This is a genomic window from Mycobacterium sp. IDUB_19 (genome assembly GCF_055419445.1).
This window is the reverse complement of record NZ_JBVAXR010000008.1, coordinates 98,404-120,519: the sequence shown is the minus strand read 5'-3', so window position 1 is coordinate 120,519 and position 22,116 is coordinate 98,404. Positions and strand designations below refer to the sequence as shown.

Genomic DNA, 22,116 nt, shown 5'->3' with positions numbered 1-22,116 from the left:
ACAACATTGGCTAGCTAATACAGCGGAGGCTATGCGTGGACGACAGGACCGACATGGTCACCACCATCCCCGCGTTGGAATTGCGGGCCGGTGGACGTACCTGGCAGGCCACCGGTAGCCGGTCCTGGAGCATCGGCCGCGCGCACGAAGCCGACGTACAGCTGGAGAACCCGAGAGTGTCGCGCCACCATGCGGTGCTGCAGCCGACGCCAGCGGGTTGGGTTCTGGTCAACCGCAGTAACAACGGGATGTTCGTGAACGGTCGGCGGGTGGAGAGCCTGACGATCCATCAGCCGATCACCGTCGTGCTGGGGTCGGCGTCCTCCGGGCAGGCACTGGAGGTCTACCCCATCGCCCAACAGCCCAGCCGCCCTGGGCCACAACCCGTTGCTCCGCCGAACCGACCGGTCGGTGAGACCACGGTTGCCCGGCCGCCGAGCGCGGTGCACACCATCGATCAGGTGGTCATCGGGATTGGCCGCGGAACCGACAACCACGTCGTGCTCGACGACTTGCTGGTCTCTCGCCACCATGCCATGCTGCGTCGCTCCGGCAATCAGTGGGAGCTGGTAGATAGCAACAGCGCCAACGGGACTTACGTCAACGGCAACCGGATCAACCGCGCGATCATCGGACCGAACGACATCGTCGGCATCGGCCACCAGCTGCTGCACCTGTCCGGCGACCAGCTCGTGGAATACGTCGACACCGGCGACGTGTCCTACGAGGCGTCGAACCTGCGAGTGGTCACCAACAAAGGCAAGGTGCTGCTGACCAACATAAGCTTCGCCCTGCCGCAACGCTGCTTCATGGCAGTCGTAGGACCAAGCGGCGCAGGGAAATCCACGCTATTGGCCGCCTTGACCGGATTCCGTCCGGCAGGTAGCGGCGAGGTCCGATACGACGATCGCGACCTCTACCAGAACTACGCTGAGCTGCGACACCGGATCGGCTTCGTACCGCAGGACGACATCCTGCACACTCCGCTGACAGTGCGTCGAGCACTGAATTATGCTGCACAGCTTCGGTTTCCGCATGACGTCTCCGCCAGAGAACGAAAGCTGCGCATCGACGAGGTTCTGGGCGAGCTCGGACTGGCCGCGCATGCCAATCAACGGATCGACAGCCTGTCCGGAGGGCAGCGCAAACGAACCAGCGTCGCACTGGAACTGCTGACCAAACCGTCGCTGCTGTTCCTCGACGAGCCCACGTCGGGCCTCGACCCGGGCTACGAGAAATCCGTGATGCAGACCCTGCGCGCACTGGCCGACGACGGCCGATCCGTAGTGGTGGTCACGCATAACACCGCGCAGCTGAATCTGTGCGACCGGCTGCTCATCCTGGCGCCCGGTGGTCGGCTGGCCTACTTCGGTCCCCCGCAACAGGCGCTGAACTACTTCGGTTGCAACGACTTCGCCGACCTGTTCAACCTTCTCGAACACGACACCACGACCGACTGGACCGGCCGGTATGTCGCGTCGCCCATTCACGGAGCGCTGACCGGGCCACACGCAGCGCTGCGAGCCGCGGCACCTGCCACCCGCTCCGCGAAGCCGCTCGCTCAGCAGAGCGCGTGGGCCCAATTCACCACGCTGTGCCGGCGGTATCTCGCGGTCATCGGCGCCGATCGCCAATATTCGGTGACGCTGCTGATCCTGCCGCTGCTGTTGAGCCTGTTCGCGCACGCCGTCCCGGGCCAGGCCGGCTTGTCGTTGACCAAAGCCATCGAGACGAAATCCACGCAGCCCTCGCAATTGCTGGTGCTGCTGATCATCGGCGGCGGGCTGATGGGCTGTGCGGCCTCGATCCGGGAGATCGTCAAGGAGCGGGCCATCTATCAACGCGAGCACGGCATCGGGTTATCCCGCGGCGCCTATCTGGCCTCCAAGTTAGTGGTGCTGGCCGCGTTGACCACGTTGCAAGGACTGATACTGGGTTTCCTCGGGGTGGTGGGTCTGCCCCCGCCCGACCAGGCCGTCGTACTGCCCTGGCCCAGAGTCGAAGTGGCGGTAGCTGTCGTCGCCGTCACTGTGGTTTCGATGATGATCGGTCTGCTGATTTCGGCGATGATCGGCAACGCCGACCGGGGCATGCCGCTGCTCGTGCTCGTGGTGATGGCCGAACTGGTGCTGTGCGGCGGGATGTTCGGAGTCAAGGGCCGCATTCCGCTGGAGCAGTTGGCGTGGCTATCGCCGTCCCGATGGGGGTACGCGATGGCCGCCTCAACCATCGATCTCAATGATCTGCGCCGGACCGCCGGCGGCGACGAAGACCCGCTGTGGGACTACGCACCCGGCAGCTGGTGGCTGGCCGCGAGCGCGTGCGCCGTCCAGGCGACCGTGCTGGTGATGCTGCTCGCCCTGCGACTCAGACAGCTTGACCCCCAACGCAAAGCGGGCAAGTGACGCTGTCTACGCGTGTTTCGCGACCAGCGGTAGCGCACTGAGGGCCCAAGAGCCGCAGCTCATCTGAACAGATAGCAGCCGATACCCGACGTAGTACACGCCGTATGACCAGGTTCGCCGGGCGCTGGCGCGCCAGTGCACGGGCAACATCGCCGCGACACCGATCAAGGTAGCCATGATGGCCAGGCGCACCCTGAAGTCGGTCCCGGTGGTGGTGAGCATGACATCCCTTCGCTGTAACCCGCTTCCCTATGGAGAAAGGGTCTGCCCACGTACTGCGGAGATCCTTGATGAATCCTTGGAACGCACCGGGCATTTGGGGCCCGGTATCGACGGGTATGCGGCCGCGACACGCGTGAGCGATGTTTGCCGTTGTCGAGCGGGCGAGCGGGCCGGCGCATACCGTCATGGGTGCTTACCGGGGGGTTGCGGCCGACGGGGCTGCCCGGAAATTGTTGATATGGTCGGCGGGTCTGCGGTTGGTTTGGAGGATCAGCGATGAGCGAGGAGCAGGCCTCACGGGCGGGGTCGACGTTCGGGCCCTACCACTTGAAACGGCTGCTGGGCCGCGGCGGGATGGGCGAAGTCTACGAGGCCGAGCACACCGTCAAAGAGTGGACCGTAGCCGTCAAGCTGATGTCGGATCAGTTCAGCCAGGACCCCGTCTTTCGCGAGCGGATGAAGCGCGAAGCGCGCACCGCGGGCCGTTTGCAGGAGCCGCACGTGGTGCCCATCCACGACTACGGCGAAATCGACGGAAAAATGTTCATGGAGATGCGCCTCGTCGAGGGCACCGACCTGGACAGCTTGCTCAAACGATATGGCCCGCTGACGCCACCGCGCGCGGTCGCCATCATCACCCAGATCGCCTCGGCTCTCGATGCGGCCCATGCCGCCGGGGTCATGCACCGCGACGTCAAACCGCCCAACATCCTGGTCACCCGCGACGATTTCGCTTACCTGGTGGACTTCGGCATCGCCAGCGCCACCACCGACGAGAAGCTCACCCAACTCGGCACCGCGGTCGGCACCTGGAAGTACATGGCCCCGGAGAGGTTCACCAACGACGAGGTGACCTACCGCGCCGACATCTACGCGTTGGCCTGTGTGCTGCACGAATGCCTGACCGGAGCCCCGCCGTATCGCGCGGACAGCGCCGGCGTACTGGTCAAATCCCACATGAGCGACCCGATTCCGCAGCCCAGCACGGTGCGTTCGGGCATTCCCAAGGCCTTCGACTCGGTGATCGCGCGGGGCATGGCCAAAAAGCCCGAGGAACGCTACGCCAGCGCCGGCGATCTGGCGCTGGCTGCCCACGAGGCGCTCAGCAATCCCGATCAGGACCACGCCTCGGACATTCTGCGACGCAGCCAGGAAGCCACCCTGCCCGGCGACCCGAAGCTGGAGCAGCCGCCGACCATCGCGAACACCCCGGTGTCGCCTCCCCCGCAGCGGGTCAGCACACCGCCGCCGGCAGCGCGGACACCGACGCCATATCCCCGCACCGGGCCGAGTTCTCCTCCGGTTCCACCCCCCGCGCAGGCCCCCCGACAATGGGCACCGGAGAGCGGTCCAGTCCCCACCCCGAGCCAGCCCGTCCCCGGCCCGCAGTACTACCCGGGCACCAGCGGCAACTGGGGCGGGCCGCCGCCGCCTGCGCAGCCCGTCGGTCACACTCCGTGGGGCCTGGCACAGCAACCCCCGCCCAAACCCAAACGCAATCCCTGGCCGATCATCGCCGCGGCCGCGGTCGTGCTCGTCGTCGTTATCAGCGCGGTGGCCATTTGGGTGATCATCCCCGACCCCAAGCCGCCGCCCGACCCGGTAGCGGCCACCCGACTCAACTCGCTGCTGCTGAGTCCTTCGGATATCAACTCCATCATGGGCGCGACGAACATCCAGCCCGGCAAACCCATCACGTCGATGGGCACCTCAACGATGACGGTGTCGATACCGGACTGCCAGGGAGCGCTGTATACGACTCAGGATCCGGTGTACGCCGGAAGTGGCTACACCGGCATCAACGGAGTTGTATCCCAGGAGCCGGGAGACAACAACGACCATTGGGTCAACCAAGCGGTGGTCGCATACCCGACCGCGGACAAGGCCAAGGCGTTCCTGCAGACCTCTAGCGACAAATGGAAGAACTGCGTCGGCCAGACCGTGACGGTCAACAATTCGAGCAAAACCTATCGATGGACCTTCGCCCCAATCCAAGGCAGCGCAACGAAGATATCGGTACTGCAAACCCAGGAAGGCGCTGACGGCTGGCAGTGCGAGCACGCGATGAGCGTGGCGAACAACGTGATCGCCGACATCAACGCGTGCGGGTACCACATCAGCGATCAGGCCGGCGAGATCGCGGACAAGATCATCGACAAAGTCAACAACGTCTAGACCGAAATACCACCAATTCCGAAGTGGCACTGCGGCATTGGCCTAGGCCTGTACGTCTGGCCCCTGCGCGCGCAGATCGTCGACCGCCGACATCGCGTTGCGCAGCTTGGACAGCCATTCCTCGGTGTGTTCACCGACGAGCTTGACCGACCACGCCAGCGCATCGGCGCGAGACCTGGCGACTCCGGCGTCGACCAGGGTGTCGAGCACCTGGCGTTCCGGTTGCTTCAAGCGGGTCATCACCGGAACTGCGATGTGCGTGAACAGAATTCGCTCTGTGCCGGTTTTGGAGCCAATCTCGACGCCCCAGGAAACCTTGCGCCCGTAGCGATCCTGAGCTTCGTCGGCGATGCTCATCCGCTCGGAACGGGTCTCCTCACGGAACCGTGACGCCCGGCCCTCGGCGCGCGCCTCGCTCTCTTCGTTTCCGGTGGCGTCCGGCAGCTTGCCGACGACCGTGATCTCTTCGCGGTCGACGACGACCGAGGGGTCGCCGTCGAACCAGGCTTCGGGCAGGCGTCCGGCGAACCATTCCGCCGCCCCGCTGGAGTCGGGCTGCTGGGCTTGCTGCCAGCCCCCGGGGCGGCCGGACCGCCTATGGGTGTGGTGCGATTTCATAATTACATAATTACACCGTTACATGTGCAATGCGAAGTGGGTTCGCCCGCGGCGAACGCCCAGTCGGGCGCGAAAGCCTGCATCCGGACCCGGAAAACCGTTGATATGGCCCGCTTCACGGCGTATTTTTGAGGGCGAAGCAGGCCCGGAAGCGGCCAAGTCAAAGCGCCGGCAGAGGGGAAGGAGCCGGCCGCGTCGGACCGTGTCAGACGCCCCCCAGAGCCGCCCGGGCCTGCCTATACCTATCCCGATTCGGCGCAAGTGTCATTCGCGTCCCAGCTTGCGCGGGTCAGTCGTTGTCGCGCGAGTCGCCGCCGCGGCGAACCCGGAAAAGCTTGACTTCGCTCTTGACGCCCTTGAGGCGACGTGCGCCCGCGAATGACGCGGAAAACTGCCCTGTTTCGCCGACCGCCTCCCACACGGAATCGGCGACCAGGACGGTGCCGGGGCGTGCCACGCCGGTGACCCGGCTCGCCACATTGACCGGGCTGCCGAACCAGTCGCCGGCCCGGCTCACCGCCATCCCGGACGACATCCCCGCGCGCAGCCGGGGAAAGTCGTTGTCGGTATCCACGGCCTCGACCAGCTTCAGCACGACATCGAGCAACGGAGCGGGTTCGGGGCAGACGAACATCACCGCGTCCCCGATCGTCTTGATGAACCGGACCGGCGGAACCGTCACGTCGCGGGCCAGGTTGGCGAGCCTGCTGGCGAGATGGCCCAGCTCTTCGGGCGACACCACTTCGCCCAGCGGCGTGAAGCCGACCAGATCAGCGAAGGCAACGCTGACCCGACGCGCGCCCGGCAGCGGCCTGCCCGCGGCCCGCTCGGCGGCATTGATCGCTTCGGTCTCCATCATGTGGCGCAGCTGCATGAACAGCATCTGCTCGATCATCGGGCCGAGCTGCGGTCCAATCTGACTCACCAACGTCTTCGAGGCCTTGGCGACCTCCAGCTCGGTAGACCCCGGGCGCATGATCGCCGCAAGCGCGGCATAGCGCATGACCTCGGCGGCGTGCGACAGCCCCTCGGCGAGCACCCGCACGACGAGCACAACCTGGTCGGGGTTCAGCCCCATCTCCACGAAGCGCTGGGCGTACGCGGCCGCTTCACCGTCGGCGCGCATGTGGATCGCCGCATCGGGATCGTCCACCCGGGCCAGCCCGATCGCCCGCTGCACGCGTTGCAGCAGCATCAGGTCGATGTGGTGCTCCTCGCTGATCTCGCGCGCCGACACGTAGGTGCCGTCGTCGCCGATCAGGTGCCGGCTGGCCAGCAGCAGCGGCGGGTTGGTGGCCCGGATCTCGTCGGCGGTGACGCCCTGTTCCAGCAGCCAGCCCACGAGCTCGGCACGTTCCGTGCGCGCGGCGCCCTCGAGTCCGTCGAGCAGATCGTCGATGTTGCGGTCTACCCAGTCGTCCACGTGGTCAACGTACAACGCCGACGGGCCATGATGTGAAGCGATGACCCCGCCGCTTCTGCATGGCTTCCCGCCCGTCGTCGACGACCGCGCCCGGATATTGATCCTGGGCTCGTTTCCGAGCGCCCAGTCGCTGGTGGCCGGCCAGTATTACGCCAATCCACGAAATGCGTTCTGGCCCATCACCAGTGAGCTGTTCGGATTCGACGCGAACGCGCCCTACGAGTCGCGCCTGGCCGCGTTGCGCGCGGAGGGAGTAGCGCTCTGGGACGTGCTGCACAGCTGCCGGCGAGCCGGTAGCGCGGACTCCGCGATCGATCCGAAAAGCTTGGTGGTCAACGACTTTGCCGAGTTGTCCGCCGACTACCCCGGCATCACGCGGGTCTTCTTCAACGGCGCCAAAGCGGCCGACCTGTATCGCAGGCTGGCACAGCCGGACGAACGACTCCATTTCCAGCGACTGCCGTCAACCAGCCCTGCTCATGCCACGCGGCCAGGCGTCAAACTGGCGGCGTGGCGGGCGATATGCCAGTCGACACAGTTATGACACCGGCGGCCGGCGCTGGGCCCACGGGCGTGCCGTCTCGATCTGTGCGGACAACGACAACAGCGTCGCCTCGTCGAACGGCCGGCCGACGAGCTGCACGGAGATTGGCAGACCGTCGCCGTCGAAATCCCACGGCACCACCGCGGCCGGCTGGCCGGTCAGGTTCCAGACCGGGAAGTACGGAACCTGCTGGGCGACCAGCAGCAACGTCGACACCCAGCCGCGGTGTCGATAAGCGCCGATGCGGGACGGACCCGCCGCGGTGCCCGGTGTGATCACAACGTCGACATCGTCGAAGATCGACTGGATCCTGGCGCTCACCCGCTCCTCGGCGGCGCGCACGGCTTCCATTCTTCGGTCCGAGAAAAACGATCCCGCGCGCGCCATCTTGCGAGTGCGTGCTTCCAGTCTTTCCGGGTGAGCCAGCGCGTCGGCGTCGTCGCTGATGCCCCGCAGATAGCGAGGCAGGAAGTTCGCATAGATCTGAGACAGCGGATAGGCGGGGTCGGCGGTGATGACCTCGTGGCCCAGATCGCGAAGCAACGCACCGGCCTGGTCGAGGGCCGCCAACTCCTCGCGCCCAACTCGAACGGGAAGCGTTGGAACCTTGGTGCTCAAGGCAATTCGCAGTTTGCCGGGATCGCGGGTAGCGGCGGCGGCGAATTCGCCTGCGGGTCCGGGCACGGTCGAGGTGGCATCCAGAAACAGCGCCGCGTCCAGGACCGAACGCGCGATCGGGCCGTTGACACTCAATCCTTGCCAGGCATTGTCATGCGGCTCGACGGACACCCGATCACGCTGCGGTTTCAAGCCGAACACACCGCACCAGGACGACGGGATGCGAATCGACCCGCCACCGTCGGATCCCAATGCCAGCGGTGCCAGGCCGGCGGCGACCGCCGCGCCGCTACCGCCGCTGCTACCGCCCGGGCTGCGACCGAGGTTCCACGGGTTGCGCGTCGCGCCGAACGTCAGCGACTCGGTGAAGGGGAAGATCATCAACTCGGGCACATTCGTCTTACCGATGATGACCGCGCCGGCCGCGCGCAACCGTCGGACCGCTTCCGCATCGGAGGCCACCGGCGGACCGTGGCCGCCGCTGCCGCACGCCGTCACCTCACCGGCCACGTCGACGTCATCCTTGATCGCAACCGGCACGCCCAGAAGCGGCAGCCGCTCGCCGGCGTCGAGGAGTTCCTGTGCGGCATGAGCGTCCGCACGCGCGCTGTCGGACAACACCACGCGGTAGCAGCGCAGCTGACTGTCCAGGCGGGCAATCCGCTCCAGATAGACCTCGAGCAGGTCCGGCGCGCTGACTTCGCCGTCGGCAAGCATTCGTGCGAGTGCGGCCGCGCCGGTAAAGGCAAGTTCGCGAGCGTCCACTGCGGCAGCGTAGCCCGTGCGGCCTCGGCCGGTCGATCATGTGCGTGCGGAACAAAAGGGTGTCTCGGGCGCAGCATGGCCGAGTTGAGGCAACCAGTACCGTGGCGGCATGTCCTGCGTGTTCTGTGCGATCGTCGCCGGAGAAGCTCCGGCCATCCGGATCTACGAAGACGACGACTACCTGGCGATCCTCGACATCCGGCCGTTCACCCGCGGCCACACCCTGGTGATCCCCAAACAGCACAGCGTCGATCTGACCGACACCTCACCGCAGACGCTGGCCGAGATGATCACCCTCGGCCAGCGGATCGCACGCGCCGCCCGGGCCACGGAATTGGCCGACGCGACAAACGTCGGGATCAACGACGGCGGCGCGGCCTTCCAGACGGTGTTCCACATCCACCTGCACGTGCTACCCCGCCGCAATGGCGACAAGCTTTCGGTGGCCAAGGGGATGTTGCTGCGCCGCGACCCCGACCGCGAAGCCACCGGGCAGCTCCTGCGCGACGCGCTGGCACGCATCGACGCCAGTCAGTAGAAATGGATTCATGACCAACCTCACCCCCTTGGAGCGGCTGTTTCTGGCCCCTCTGCTGCGCGTTCACGACACGCTTTACCGGAAAACCGACGGCCGGATCGGGCACCACGTGCCCGGGATGCCGAACAGCCTGCTGCTGCACACGATCGGCGCCAAGACCGGCCAGCAACGGTCCTCCACTTTGACCTACGCCAAGGACGGCGACTCGTACCTGGTCGTTGCGTCCTACGGCGGTAGCGACAGTGCCCCCGGCTGGTATCACAACCTGCGCAAACGCCCGGAGTGCGAAATCAACGTCGGCTCCAAGCGATTCCCGGTCACCGCGCGCAGCATCACTCCGGAGAACGCCGAGTATGCGCGGCTGTGGGAGATCGTCAACAAGAACAACGCCAACCGGTACGACGGCTACCAGACCCGGACTTCGCGGCCCATCCCGATCGTCGCCCTAACGCCTGCCTGATCGCACCAACCTGCACAAAAACCACCAGCCGGCACGAATAGGACGTTTATTCTGCCCTAGCAGTGGTGAAGCCTGCATGCGTTCACCGCGGGGGACAAAGATCGGCTGGAGCTGCAATGAAGCGCTGGATGGGGAATCCGTGGCAGCGATTCGGGCTGTCCGCGCGCGTCGGTCGGCTGGTCGTAGCGGGGTACTGCGTCGCCGGGGTGATGATCATCATCGCGTCCGTCCGGGACTGGGAAGGCGCCTACGCGACGCGGCCGGTCGACGAAATTGCCTTGGCGGCGAGCCTGCTTTTCGGTGCGGCATGTGGCCTCCGCGCGGCGCACTTCGCGGACGGGCGTCGCAGATTCGGCTGGCTGGCGATCGTGACGGCCCAGTTGGGGTGGGCTGTCGGCGAAATCATCTGGGCGTTCTACGACGTGCGCCCGCAGCTCGATCACGCCGCGCACCCGGCCGCGGCCGAGATCGTGCTGCTGTTGTGGCCATTCGGCGCCATGACGTCGCTGGTGCTGTTGTCCAACCTATCTCGGCACAGTTCGCGGCGGCTGGTGCTCGACGGTCTGATCCTGGTCACCTCGCTGCTCGTCGTCTCGTGGGTATTCGTCCTGGAAAAGCAGCTGCGCGACACCACTGGCTCGCGGACCGCGACGGTCGCGCAGGTAGTCAACGATGGCATCCTGCTGACGACGGCGATCCTGATGCTGTCGCGGGGCCGCCCCGGTGAGAGGCCGAGCCGCAGCCTGGTAGCCGCCGGCATCGCGACGATCAGCGTTGCCGACATCACGATGGTGTTCGATACCGGGATCGGCAGTTATCACGTCAGTGATCTGGGCGACCTGGGCCGAGTGGCCGGATTGTGCATGATCGCACTGGCCGCGTTGGCCAGCGTCGATGAATCCTCCACCGCCACGGCGACGCGCAGCGAGGTGTGGTCCCGCGCCCTGCTGTGGTTGCCGTACCTACCGCTGTCGCTGGCCACAGTCGTCGGATTTGGCGCCGTCGTCCGTGCGCAGCACGGCGTATTGACCGCCCTGCTGGGAATCCTCGTGGGCGCGGTGCTCGTCCGGCAATTCATCGCGCTTACCGAAAACCAGGACCTGTTGTCCGCGGTCGCGCGGGAAGCGTTCCGGGACAGCTTGACCGGCCTGGCGAATCGGGCTCATTTCCTGCATCGGTTGGAAGACGCCATCGCCGCTCGACAAGACGGCAGCGCCCCGATAGCGGTGTTATGCCTCGATCTCGACAACTTCAAAGCGGTCAACGACGGCTTGGGACACCCGGCCGGCGACGAACTTCTGATCCGGGTCGCCGGGCGGCTCACCGCTGCCCTGCACGAAAAGGGCTTCATTGCCCGCCTTGGCGGTGACGAATTCGCGGCGCTGCTCGAGGGATCCGTCGAAGAGTCCCAGGCTGCCGCGCATGATGTTCTCGAGGCGTTCAGCGCCCCGATCGTGATCGACGGCGTGCCCGTCGCGGTTCGGCCGAGCATCGGCTACACCGTGGCCACTGCGGCGTCGACCTGCACCGTCGACCAGCTCCTCCGGCATGCCGACCTGGCCATGTATACCGCCAAACGCGAAGGCGGCCAATGCGTCCGCGCCTTTGTGCCGGATATTCCGTTCTCCTATACGTTCCCGCGGTCGACCGAATCGGCGATATCGGCCTTGCCGGCCAAACTGGCTGAATGGATGCCCATTTCGGCAACCGCCTCGGGCTACCCCGCCGCAGCGGGCTCGTCCGGGTCGGCACGTACCGCACGCACAGAGCCAAAACCCGCCGCGCCGAAACCCGGCCAGCCGGAGGAACCGGCCGACGGCACCAGGTGGCCGATACCCATTCGAATAGCCATGGCGCTGTTGGCAATTGGCGTGATCGCTTTCACTGTGACGAGTATTGTCGGCGGCAATGCCGGCGACAATGCATCCTTCGCCAAGTCCTTGTACACGGGGTTGAACCTGTTGGCGGCCGGGCTGATTGCCGTGCGCGCTTACCACTTCAAGGCCGACCGGGTGGCCTGGCTGCTGATCGCGGCCGGCATGGCATGCTCGGCGATCGGTGACGTCGTCTACGCGTTGCGGGTGCCCGACGGGCAGTCCCCGTCGGCGGCCGACCTGGAGTACCTGGCGTTCTACCCGCTCGTCTACGTCGGGCTGCTGCTGCTGATGCGGTCACGCCTGGCCTCGGTCCCGATTCCGATCCGGCTCGATCCCCTGGTATGCGGCTTGGCCATGGCCGCGCTGGGCGTCGCGCTGCGGACCGGGCCCTTCCACGCCGCCGCGGCTCGCGCCCCGGATACCGTTCTGGTCGGCCTGATCTATCCATGGGGCGATCTGGTCCTGCTGGCTCTAGCCGCCGGAATGTTGCCAATAATCGGCTGGCGCAGCGAATTCCGCTGGGTTCTACTCGTTGCGAGCTTGGTGGGGTTTGCCCTCGCAGACACGGTCTATCTGTTCGAGACCACCGCGGGTTCATACCGAGTGGGCAGCACGCTGGATGCCCTCTGGCCCGCGTCGTCGCTACTGCTGGCGTTGGCCAGCTGGGCGCCCAAGTCGTCAAAGGGGCCCGAGCGCAAGCGTGGCTACACCTCCTACGCCCTGCCGGTGGCCTGCACCGTCCTAGCGCTGGGAGTCGCGGCCTTCAACGAAAATTCGCGACTCGCAACGGCTTTAGCGGCGTTGAGTCTGGTAGCGGTCGCCGTACGCTTCTCGCTCACCTTGCGCGATGTCAGCATGATGGCCGAAAACTACAAGCACGCCACGACCGACGAGTTGACGACGCTGCCCAACCGGCGTTCGCTGGCAACGGCCTTGACCTCGTTGCCCAACTCCGCGCCGACGGAGCTCGAGTCGGCGCTCAGGACGTCGTCACGCAAGGCGTTGCTGTTGGTGAAGCTCTATGAGATCGGCGAGATCAACGACTCGCTCGGCCGCCATTTCGGTGACGAGCTGTTGCGCCACATCGCGGATCGACTTGCGAACTGCGTGCGCCGCGAGGATCTGCTCGCGCGGGTGAGCGATGACGAGTTCGCGATCCTGCTGACAGAGGGATCCGACCTGATCGGCGCACGCGCCCAAGCGGGTCGAATGCTCGAATCGCTCAGCGAACCATTAGCTTTGGATCCGGTCACCGTGCGAGTCGATGCACGCATCGCTATTGCGCTGTGTCCCGACCATTGTGAGCATCCACAAGAGCTGCTGAGTCGCGCCGAGGCGGCGATGCCGCACGCGAAAACCGCCATGGGCAAAATCGCGGTTTACGACTCGGCATTCGAGGTGTATCGCGAAACCGACCCCAACCTCATCGAGGAATTGCGCATCGCGCTGTTCGAAGGTGAGGAACCGACTTTGTATTACCAGCCCAAGATCAACACCAAAGACGGCAGCGTACACAGTGTCGAGGCACTGCTGCGCTGGAACCATCCCACGCGTGGAGTGCTGCTGCCCGAGGCATTCCTGCCCGCCGCCGAACGCGCCGGGCTGATGCGCAAGATCGCCGACCGCACACTCAAAGTCGCTCTCACCCAGATCCAGTATTGGCGCGAAACGGGCATCACCTCGTCCGTCGCGGTGAACCTGGCGACGACGAACCTGCTTGACCTCGAGCTTGTCGGCACGATCGAGAGGCTGCTGTGGGCCCGTGGTTTACCGCCGGACGCGCTCATCGTCGAGATCACCGAAAGCGCCCTCGTCGACTCGGTGCGGTCCCGCAATACCGTGGCCGAACTGCAGCGCCTAGGCGTTCGCATCTCGCTGGACGACTACGGCACCGGCTGGTCGTCGCTGGCCCGCTTGCAGGATGTCTCGGTCGACGAGTTGAAGCTCGACAGAATCTTCGTGGCGCGACTGTCCCAGGACGCCCGATCGGTCGCCATTGTGCGGTCCACGGTGGCGCTGGCCGACAGCCTCGGCGCGGACCTGGTGGCCGAGGGTGTCGAGGACGAGGTCACGTTGAGCGCGCTGCAGCGATTCGGCTGCACCATCACCCAGGGATTCGTGCACACCCCACCGTTGCCTCCGGCTGAGCTCGAGAGTTGGATCGGCAGCCATGTGCCCCATCCCAATTCGAGCAAGTCCGAGCAAGCGGACGTCACCGACGCCAGCGCTAGAACAATTCCTTAGCCAGCAGTTCCAGCGTCGCCACCCGCCCCGGTGCGGTGGCCGGGTCGACGCCGCGACGGGCCGACGCGACCGGGTTCACCATCACCTCGTCGACGCCGAACTGCCCGGCAAGTGCCCGCAGCTGTTCGGCGGCTTGGACTGGAGTGCCGAGCACCGCGCGCTGCAACCCGCTGTCCACGATGTGCTGTTGGGGCGCCGTCAGTTCCGCGACTTGGGCATCCTCCACCAGAGGGACCGGCCCCAGCGGCTGGCCGGTGCGCAGCCGGGCCATCATCTGCAGGTTGGGCAGCATCAATGCCGTTGCCTCGTCCTGCGTTTCGGCCACCACGGCATTAACGGTCAGGAATGTCACGGGCTCGGCAGTCAGCTTGCTGGGCACGAATCGCGAGCGGTAGACCTCGAGTGCCTCTTCAGTTCCCTTGCCGGAGAAGTGATGTGCGAACACGTAGGGCAGGCCCTTGGCGGCGGCCAGGTGCGCCGAGTACATCGACGAGCCCAGCAGCCAGAGCCGCGGTTCGCTGGTTGCGGCCGGGGTGGCCTTGAGCCGGTAATCACCCGAACGCAGCGGAACCACCACGCCGCGTGAACTCATCAGCGCCGCAACGTCGTCGAGGTATTCGGGGAAGTTTTCAATGTCGCGATCGTCTCGGGCGCCGCGCAACGCATACGACGTCACCGGGTCGGATCCGGGCGCCCGGCCGATGCCCAGGTCGATTCGGCCGGGGGCGGCGGCTTCCAACAGCGCGAACTGTTCGGCGACCGCCAGCGGCGCGTGGTTGGGCAGCATCACACCGCCGGACCCGAGTCGCAGTCGCGACGTCTGCGCCGCCAGGTACGCGAGCAGCACCGGTGGGCTGGTCGCGCCCACGGATTCCATGTTGTGGTGTTCGGCGACCCAGTAGCGCGTATAGCCGAGCCGGTCGGCGGTCTGCGCCAGCGCCACGGTGGCCGCCAGCGCATCGCCGGTCGACTGGTCGGTGCGTACCGGGACGAGATCAAGGACGGAAAGACGCACGATGGCCTCAACGCATTCGGCGCAGTGTTCGTTCCCGATCAGTAGTTGCTCGGTGTGATCGATCCCACGATCGCGTCGAATTGCTCCTGCGATATCGCCGCACCGCCGGGAATGTTGTCGGTGGCCAGAAATTGGGTGCGCTCGGTGTATCCGTGAAAACGCTTGAAATAGTTGGTAAAGCCGAGCCCGTGGTCGACCCAGTCGCCTTGGGTGGCTCGTTTGAGCTCACCGGCCAGGATGTAGGCGCCCAGCAGCGCGACACTGGTCCCCTGGCCCGACAGCGGCGAACAGCAGTACGCGGCATCGCCGACCAGCGCCACCCGGCCGATCGACCAGTGATCCATCACGATCTGCGCCATCTCGTCGAAGTAGAAATCCGGTGCGCTGCGCATTAACTGCAGCAGTTGCGGTCGCACCCAGCCGTCGCCGGTCATGCGCCGCTCCACCTCGGCGAATTGGGCTTCGACATCGCGGTAGTCAAGGCGCAGTTCGGTATCCATGAAGCCCACCATGGCGCGCGCCTCGGTGTTGTTGCGGGCGCTGTAGACCCCGGCCATCGTGGCGTCCCCGTAGTGCCACATCTGCCAGAAGTCCAAGTCCAGAAAGTTGGGCACGGTGAAGATGGCGGCGTGGGTGCCCAGCCTTCTGATGAATCGGTCCTCGGGACCGAAAACCAGACGGCGCACATTGGAGTGCAGGCCGTCGGCGCCGATCACCAGGTCGAAACTGCGGGCGGGCGAACGTTCGAACGCCACATCGACGCTCGCGCCGAGGTTCTCCAGCGCGACGATGCTGTCGTCGAATAGGTATTCGGTCGCCGGCTGGGTTGCCTGGTAAAGCAACTCGACCAAATCGTCGCGCAGCAGCTCGATATCGGGATTGTCGATAGGACCACCCGTGGGCGTCGATTCGGTATCCCGGGACAGCTCGTTGCCGTCACGGTCGACGACGGACGACCCGCGGATGCCCGTCTTGCGATCCGCGGCGGCGGTGAGCAGACCCATGCGGTCCAGCACCGTCAGCGCCGGGCCCCGCACATCGACCGCCTGCCCGCCGGGACGCAGCCCCGGGTGCCGCTCTACGACAGTGACCGAATGGCCATGCTGCCCAAGCCAATACGCCAATGTTGTACCGGCGACGCTGGCCCCGGAAATCAATACCTTAAATTCGGAGGTCACTTAATCCCTGCCAGCCTCTTGGCTTCAATGAAGATGTCGTCGAGCATTGCCGGAGTCAGCCTACCGGTGAACATGTTCTGCTGGCTTGGGTGGTAGCAACCCAGCAAACGCACGCCCGACGGCAGGTCGGCAACGACGCCATGGCCGAAGCGCGGCTTGGGTATCCCCCGTATCGCGGTGGCGCCCGGCAGCCGCAGCGCGATCTGCCAGCCGAACCCGCCCAGGGCCACGATGGTGCGGACGTGATCGGACACCAACCGCCATTCGGCTTCCAGCCAGGGCCAACAGGTGTCACGCTCGGCCGGGGTCGGGGCGTTGGCCGGAGGCGCGCACCGTACCGGTGCGGAGATCCGAATCTGCTTGGTCTGCAACCCGTCTGCGGCGTCCACGCTGATCGGCTGGTTTACCAGTCCGGCTCGGTAGAGGGCGGCGTAGAGCTGGTCCCCGGACCGGTCGCCGGTGAACATTCGACCGGTCCGGTTGGCGCCGTGTGCGGCGGGCGCCAAACCGACGATGAAGATTCGCGGCCGCTGAGATCCCCAGCCCGGCACCGGCCGGCCCCAATAGGGCTGATCGGCAAACGCTCGCCGTTTGGCCACAGCAACATCCTCACGCCAGGTGACCAGCCGCGGGCAGGCGCGACAGACGCTGACCAAGGCGTCGAGTTCCGGAATCGAGCCGGCCCCGCCGGCCATCGCCCGAACCTGCCCGGCGTCAGCTGCCTCGGGCGTCTGGGCCACGGCAGGATCGCCGGGCCATCCGGTGCCGGGCGCAACCGGCGAATCGAATGCCAATCCGGTATTGGGATGAACAAGCACATGAACATCCTGCATTCAGCCAATGCTGACCACGAAATTCGGTGGCTCCCCCGATCGCTTTGGGGTTAAATTCTCACCGCGATAGCCATGAGAAATTCCAGCCGCGGCCCGGCGCTCCTGATTCTGTTCGCCACGCTGATGGCGACCGCGGGTACCGGCATTTCGTTGGTCGCCTTCCCATGGCTGGCGTTGCAGCACCACAACAGCGCGCGCGACGCATCGCTCGTGGCCGCTGCCATGACATTGCCGCTGGTGCTCTCCACGTTGGTCGCCGGTACCGCGGTCGATTTTTTCGGGCGCCGCCGTATTTCGCTGGTCTCCGATTTGCTGTCCGGCACGGCGGTGGCGACCGTCCCGGTGATCGCCTGGTTGTTCGGCGCGCACGCGATCAACGTCGCCGAGCTGGCCTTGCTGGCTTTCTTTTCGGCCGCTTTCGACCCGGCCGGGACAACTGCGCGCCAGTCGATGCTGCCCGAGGCCGCCGCCCGCGCCGCCTGGTCGCTGGACCGCACCAACAGCGTCTACGAAGCGATTCTCAACCTGGCCTACATCGTGGGCCCGGGCATCGGCGGTTTGATGATCGCCACGGTCGGCGGCGTCAACACGATGTGGATCACGGCATGCTGTTTCGGGTTGTCGTTCCTCGCGATTGGGGCGCTGCGTCTGGAGGGCACCGGCAAGCCCCACGACGCGACCCGGCCCGACGGGTTGATGTCCGGGGTCGTCGAGGGCATGCGGTTTGTGTGGAACCTGCGGGTGCTCCGGACGCTCGGCTTGATCGACTTGTTCGTCACCGCGCTGTACCTGCCGATGGAGAGCGTGCTGTTTCCCAAATACTTCAGCGACCGTCAACAACCCGCGCAGTTGGGCTGGGCGTTGATGGCGCTCGGGGTGGGCGGCGTGGTGGGCGCGCTCGGCTACGCCCTGCTCTCGAAACACCTGCGGCGGCGCACCGCTGTACTGACCGCGACCCTCACCTTTGGTGCAGCGTCGGTCGGCATCGCATTCCTGCCGCCGTTGCCGTTGATCCTGGTGCTGTGTGCGGTGACCGGTTTGGTCTACGGGCCGATCCAGCCGATCTACAACTACGTGATGCAGACCCGGGCTCCGCACCACCTGCGCGGTCGAGTGGTCGGGGTGATGACGGGGCTGACCTTCGCCGCGGGCCCGTTGGGCTTGCTGGTGGCCGGTCCGCTGGCCGACACCGCCGGGCTACGAGTGACGTTCCTGACGTTGGCGGTGCCCATCATCGTGATCGGACTGATCGCGTGCGCGCTGCCGTCGCTGCGTGAACTCGACCGCGCACCCGAGTTTGCCGTCGACGCCGGGCCGTAAAATCGGCCCGTGAGCGCCACAGTCAATGAAGACACCCTGGCCAGCCTGATCGCCGACCTACCCGACGGGATGGTGGTCACCGACCCGGCCATCACCGACGGGTACCGCCATGACCGCGCCTTCGACCCGTCGGCCGGCACACCGCTGGCCGTGGTCCGGCCGCGCTGCACCGAAGACGTGCAGAAGGTGCTGCGCTGGGCCACCGCCCATCAAGTGCCCGTCGTACCCCGCGGAGCCGGCAGCGGCTTGTCGGGCGGGGCGACCGCGCTGGCGAACGGGATCGTGTTGTCGACGGAAAAGATGCGCGACATTGCGGTCGACCCGGTGACCCGCACCGCGGTATGCCAGCCCGGCCTGTTCAACGCCGAGGTGAAAAAGGCCGTCGCCGGATACGGCCTCTGGTACCCGCCGGACCCGTCGTCGTACGAGATCTGCAGCATCGGCGGCAATATCGCCACCAATGCCGGGGGCCTGTGCTGCGTGAAGTACGGCGTCACCACCGATTACGTGCTGGGCATGCAGGTGGTGCTGGCCGACGGCACCGCGGTACGGCTCGGCGGCCCACGTTTGAAGGACGTGGCGGGGCTTTCGCTGACCAAGCTGTTCGTCGGCAGTGAAGGCACGCTGGGTGTCGTCACGGAAGTGACGCTGCGGCTGCTGCCCGCCCAAAACACCTCCAGCGTCGTGGTGGCCACGTTCGCCTCGGTCTCCTCGGCGGTCGACGCGGTGCTCGGGGTCGCGGCGCGGCTGCGGCCCGCGATGCTGGAGTTCATGGATTCGGCGGCGATCAACGCCGTCGAGGACACCTTGCACATGGACCTGGATCGCGGGGCGGCGGCGATGCTGGTGGCCGGCTCTGACGAGCGCGGCCGCGCCAGCGGTGAGGACGCCGAACTGATGGCGGCGATATTTGCCGAGAACAATGCAACGGACGTTTTCACCACCGACGATCCGGACGAGGGCGAGGCGTTCGTCGCCGCGCGCCGGTTCTGCATCCCCGCGGTGGAGGCCAAGGGATCGCTGCTGCTCGAAGACGTCGGGGTGCCGCTTCCGGCGCTGGGCGAGCTGGTGACCGGGATTGCCCGTATCGCCGAGCAGCGCGACCTGATGATCTCGGTGATCGCGCACGCCGGCGACGGCAACACTCATCCGCTGATCGTGTACGACGCCGCCGATGCCGCGATGACGGAGCGGGCTCACCTGGCGTTCGGCGAAATCATGGATCTGGCCATCGGATTGGGCGGCACGATCACCGGTGAGCACGGCGTCGGCCGGCTGAAGCGGCCTTGGCTGGACGGCTATCTCGGACCCGAGGTGATGGCGCTCAATCAGCGCATCAAGCAGGCACTCGACCCGTTGGGCATCCTGAATCCGGGTGCGGCGATTTGAGCTTGGCCCCGGTTTTTGGCGTCGAGTGTGCGTCCTTGGCGTTGAGGGTGCGCTGAGGGCGGGGGTTTGTGCGCCGTTGGCGCGTGTGGGTTCTCACCGCGCGTGGCAGATACCGACTCCCCTACCTGCAGGTTTACAGAATTCTCATCAAAATGGCGGAGCGGTTTTTCTCATCTTCGTGGCGGATCCTAGAGCCTTACGGTTGTCCGCGATTTCGGAGACGATCGAGGTCGGCTTGACGGGCGTTTTCATGATGCGTTGTGAAACGTCACGTGACACACAGCGCCGCCGGCGAACTTAGTCGGTCGCGATGCCGTGGCGAACAAGCGTTACGCGTTTCCCTGGACGCGCGGATACCGGCGTCGACCGGGGCCGCCACCATCGTGGCCAAGAGTGACGTCGCCGACCAGATCAGTTCGAAGGTCGCCCAGCAGTCCGGGTAAAACCCGACTCGGTGTCCTGCCCCGACGTCCTTAAGGCCACTGTCGGGGCGACGCTCGGCTGCACCATGACAACCAACGGGCAGAACGACGGCGTCAACGTCACCGTCAGCAGCGTTAGCGGCGGCACAGTGAACTTCGACATCATCGAGACCGTCAGCAAGGACGACAACGCCGGCCAGATCAGCAAACAGCTCAACCAGCAATTCGGGCACGCACCCGAATCGTCACGTGCCCGGACAACCTGAAGGGCACCGTTGGTGCCGCGCTGCGCTGCACGTTCACCGACTGCAATTGGACGCGAACCGATGGGTACTCAGCACATCCGTGACATCGGGTTTTCCGTTGCCTCTCGCCGGTGACCGGCGCAGAATGGACGCAGCTCGCAGACGTCTCACCATGCCTGTCGCTGACGGATTCAGGAGAGTCGAGACCGATGTCCCATCACTTCGACACCCCGACGGGTCGCGAAGACCCTCGTCTGAATCTCTGCGATTTCTATCTTTTCGCCGGCGACCCCGGAAAGACGACCGTGATGGCGATGACGGTCAACCCGGCGGCCACCACGGAGACGTCTGCCCCTTTTCGCGATGAGGCTCTCTACGTGTTTCGCTTCGACACAGACAGTGACGCCCATGAGGAGGTGTCCTTCAAACTCAAGTTTGCTGAGGTGGTGCACAGCGCGGCCCCCGCGGGCGGACACGCACAGACCTTCGAGCTGCGCCTCGCCACCGGCGCCGACGCAGCTCAGGGTGGATCTGGTGAGTTGATCGCGTCGGGAAAGACCGGCGTCACAGTCGCCGGTGAGAACGGGGTGCGCGTCTTCGCCGGAGTGGTGCACGATGTGTTCGGCGCTAATGCGGGCCTCAATGACTTCAGGGATGCCTCCGCGGCCGGCGTCTACAAACCCGAGGCTTTCGCCAACCACGTCAACGTCTTCCGGGATCGGACCGTCGCCGGCATCGTCGTCGAGGCGCCCAACGAGTTGATCAGCAGCACGACCAGGGTGCAGGCGTGGGCCACGGTGTCGCTGTGCGGCCACGCGCCTGAGCAGCAAGTGGCCCGCTGGGGCCTGCCGATGTTCACCCACCTCCACCTCAACGACGACGAGTTGAGCGAGGCGTTCAACTCGACCGCCCCGTCCGGGGACAATTCGCGGTTCGTCGCGCGCACCATCGACACCGTCACCAAATACGTCACACTCGCCGGCACTTCCGCTGATCCGGCCGCCTACGCGCGCCGCGTGGCCGACCTGTTCGGATCGATGACCCTCCCCTACGAGCTGGGCACACCCGCATCCTTCGACTACACCGGAATGAACGGGCGCGGGCTGATGGACAACGTGCTGGACAACGTGCTGTCGGTGTTGACCAACTCCCCGCTGGGCGCCGGTGTCGCGCCCGACCCAGCGCGGATCACGGCCGAATTTCCTTACCTCAGCTGTCCGTGACAGCGCTGAGCTGCTCCCAGGGGACCTCGTCCAGGAAGGTTTGCAGCGCCCAACACTGCTTACTCCGCACGGTCAAACCGCCGCTTAAGCGTGACACTCGGAGTTACCCCTTCGTCCGGAAACTCGGAAACCGCCTACCGTGATGCGTAGATCAGCTAATCAGATTCTCATCTTTGTGGCGGATCCGCTACTCGTCCGCCATTACTGTGAGAATTCCGCCATCTTGGATGAGAACCGACAGCGCCCTGGCCGCACACCCGGCGCTCAGAGCGGTTGACATATTGCGGCTGCTGTCGTACGAATAAGACATGACTGCGGTTATGTCTCACAACACACCGGTCGTGTTCGAGCTCGCCAACGCCGGCACCTGGCCGAATCCGTGGCCGATGTACCGCGCGCTGCGCGACCACGACCCGGTGCACCACGTCGTGCCGCGCAAACACCCCGAGCAGGACTACTACGTGCTGTCCCGGCACGCCGATGTGTGGTCGGCGGCCCGCGACCACGAGACGTTCTCCTCGGCACAGGGACTGACGGTCAACTACGGAGACCTGGAAATGATTGGGCTGCAAGATAATCCGCCGTTCGTCATGCAGGATCCG

General features: G+C 65.7%; 17 protein-coding genes and 2 pseudogenes. 12 read left to right on the top strand and 7 right to left on the bottom strand.

Features of this window, described 5'->3' with window-relative positions; translation table 11 throughout:
* The first annotated feature begins 35 nt into the window (after positions 1–35).
* A complete protein-coding gene (locus ACZY0B_RS09485; protein WP_463763833.1) occupies positions 36–2,405 on the top strand; it encodes an FHA domain-containing protein in 2,370 nt (789 codons plus the stop codon).
* 6 nt (positions 2,406–2,411) lie between these two features.
* Here the strand turns inward: ACZY0B_RS09485 and ACZY0B_RS09480 are convergent, their stop codons facing one another.
* Positions 2,412–2,627, bottom strand: a complete 216-nt coding sequence (locus tag ACZY0B_RS09480) for a hypothetical protein (RefSeq protein WP_463763832.1) — start codon at positions 2,625–2,627, stop codon at positions 2,412–2,414.
* Positions 2,628–2,903: 276 nt separating this feature from the next.
* Here ACZY0B_RS09480 and ACZY0B_RS09475 point away from each other — a divergent pair, with 276 nt between their 5' ends.
* Positions 2,904–4,802, top strand: coding sequence for a serine/threonine-protein kinase PknH/PknJ (locus ACZY0B_RS09475; RefSeq protein ID WP_463763831.1), 1,899 nt, complete (start codon positions 2,904–2,906; stop codon positions 4,800–4,802).
* Between the two features lie 42 nt (positions 4,803–4,844).
* Here the strand turns inward: ACZY0B_RS09475 and ACZY0B_RS09470 are convergent, their stop codons facing one another.
* Both ACZY0B_RS09470 and ACZY0B_RS09465 read right to left on the bottom strand, forming a co-directional pair.
* The gene (locus ACZY0B_RS09470; protein ID WP_463763830.1) at positions 4,845–5,420 is read right to left on the bottom strand and encodes a hypothetical protein; all 576 of its coding nucleotides are present in this window, start codon (positions 5,418–5,420) and stop codon (positions 4,845–4,847) included.
* Between the two features lie 289 nt (positions 5,421–5,709).
* Positions 5,710–6,885 (bottom strand): adenylate cyclase regulatory domain-containing protein, encoded by a 1,176-nt coding sequence (locus tag ACZY0B_RS09465; RefSeq protein WP_463763886.1) that lies wholly within the window; start codon positions 6,883–6,885, stop codon positions 5,710–5,712.
* On the opposite strand from ACZY0B_RS09465, the gene ACZY0B_RS09460 reads away from it, so the two are divergent.
* Positions 6,884–7,387, top strand: a complete 504-nt coding sequence (locus ACZY0B_RS09460; protein ID WP_463763829.1) for a DNA-deoxyinosine glycosylase — start codon at positions 6,884–6,886, stop codon at positions 7,385–7,387. The genes ACZY0B_RS09465 and ACZY0B_RS09460 overlap by 2 nt on opposite strands.
* Here ACZY0B_RS09460 and ACZY0B_RS09455 read toward each other — a convergent pair.
* Positions 7,382–8,770: an amidase gene (locus ACZY0B_RS09455; protein WP_463763828.1), complete on the bottom strand. Its 1,389-nt coding sequence runs from the start codon at positions 8,768–8,770 to the stop codon at positions 7,382–7,384. The genes ACZY0B_RS09460 and ACZY0B_RS09455 overlap by 6 nt on opposite strands.
* 109 nt (positions 8,771–8,879) lie before the next feature.
* Here ACZY0B_RS09455 and ACZY0B_RS09450 point away from each other — a divergent pair, with 109 nt between their 5' ends.
* From ACZY0B_RS09450 to ACZY0B_RS09440, 3 genes are all read left to right on the top strand, one after another.
* Positions 8,880–9,308, top strand: a complete 429-nt coding sequence (locus tag ACZY0B_RS09450; protein ID WP_463763827.1) for an HIT family protein — start codon at positions 8,880–8,882, stop codon at positions 9,306–9,308.
* Positions 9,309–9,318: 10 nt separating this feature from the next.
* Positions 9,319–9,768: a nitroreductase family deazaflavin-dependent oxidoreductase gene (locus tag ACZY0B_RS09445; RefSeq protein ID WP_463763826.1), complete on the top strand. Its 450-nt coding sequence runs from the start codon at positions 9,319–9,321 to the stop codon at positions 9,766–9,768.
* 116 nt (positions 9,769–9,884) lie between these two features.
* Positions 9,885–13,889 (top strand): diguanylate cyclase domain-containing protein, encoded by a 4,005-nt coding sequence (locus ACZY0B_RS09440; protein ID WP_463763825.1) that lies wholly within the window; start codon positions 9,885–9,887, stop codon positions 13,887–13,889.
* Here the strand turns inward: ACZY0B_RS09440 and ACZY0B_RS09435 are convergent.
* From ACZY0B_RS09435 to ACZY0B_RS09425, 3 genes are read right to left on the bottom strand one after another with little or no spacing between them, the layout of a single operon-like run.
* Entirely contained in the window at positions 13,873–14,904 is a 1,032-nt protein-coding gene (locus tag ACZY0B_RS09435; RefSeq protein WP_463763824.1) for an LLM class flavin-dependent oxidoreductase, read from the bottom strand. The genes ACZY0B_RS09440 and ACZY0B_RS09435 overlap by 17 nt on opposite strands.
* Positions 14,905–14,942: 38 nt before the next feature.
* The gene (locus ACZY0B_RS09430; protein ID WP_463763823.1) at positions 14,943–16,082 is read right to left on the bottom strand and encodes an FAD-binding protein; all 1,140 of its coding nucleotides are present in this window, start codon (positions 16,080–16,082) and stop codon (positions 14,943–14,945) included.
* Entirely contained in the window at positions 16,079–16,915 is an 837-nt protein-coding gene (locus ACZY0B_RS09425) for a uracil-DNA glycosylase (protein WP_463763822.1), read from the bottom strand. The genes ACZY0B_RS09430 and ACZY0B_RS09425 overlap by 4 nt, the downstream gene beginning before the upstream one ends.
* 72 nt (positions 16,916–16,987) lie before the next feature.
* Here ACZY0B_RS09425 and tap point away from each other — a divergent pair, with 72 nt between their 5' ends.
* From tap to ACZY0B_RS09395, 6 genes and pseudogenes are all read left to right on the top strand, one after another.
* Positions 16,988–18,235 carry a multidrug efflux MFS transporter Tap gene (gene tap / locus ACZY0B_RS09420; RefSeq protein ID WP_463763821.1) on the top strand — a complete coding sequence of 416 codons (1,248 nt, stop codon included), beginning with the start codon at positions 16,988–16,990 and terminating at the stop codon, positions 18,233–18,235.
* A gap of 69 nt (positions 18,236–18,304) precedes the next feature.
* Positions 18,305–19,624 (top strand): FAD-binding oxidoreductase, encoded by a 1,320-nt coding sequence (locus ACZY0B_RS09415; RefSeq protein ID WP_463763885.1) that lies wholly within the window; start codon positions 18,305–18,307, stop codon positions 19,622–19,624.
* 454 nt (positions 19,625–20,078) lie between these two features.
* Positions 20,079–20,129, top strand: a pseudogene (locus ACZY0B_RS09410) (hypothetical protein); the annotation flags it as partial.
* 3 nt (positions 20,130–20,132) lie between these two features.
* The gene (locus tag ACZY0B_RS09405) at positions 20,133–20,312 is read left to right on the top strand and encodes a hypothetical protein (RefSeq protein ID WP_463763892.1); all 180 of its coding nucleotides are present in this window, start codon (positions 20,133–20,135) and stop codon (positions 20,310–20,312) included.
* A gap of 188 nt (positions 20,313–20,500) precedes the next feature.
* Positions 20,501–21,514 carry a DUF4331 family protein gene (locus ACZY0B_RS09400; RefSeq protein WP_463763820.1) on the top strand — a complete coding sequence of 338 codons (1,014 nt, stop codon included), beginning with the start codon at positions 20,501–20,503 and terminating at the stop codon, positions 21,512–21,514.
* A 308-nt stretch (positions 21,515–21,822) separates the two neighbouring features.
* Positions 21,823–22,116, top strand: a pseudogene (locus tag ACZY0B_RS09395) (cytochrome P450); the annotation flags it as partial.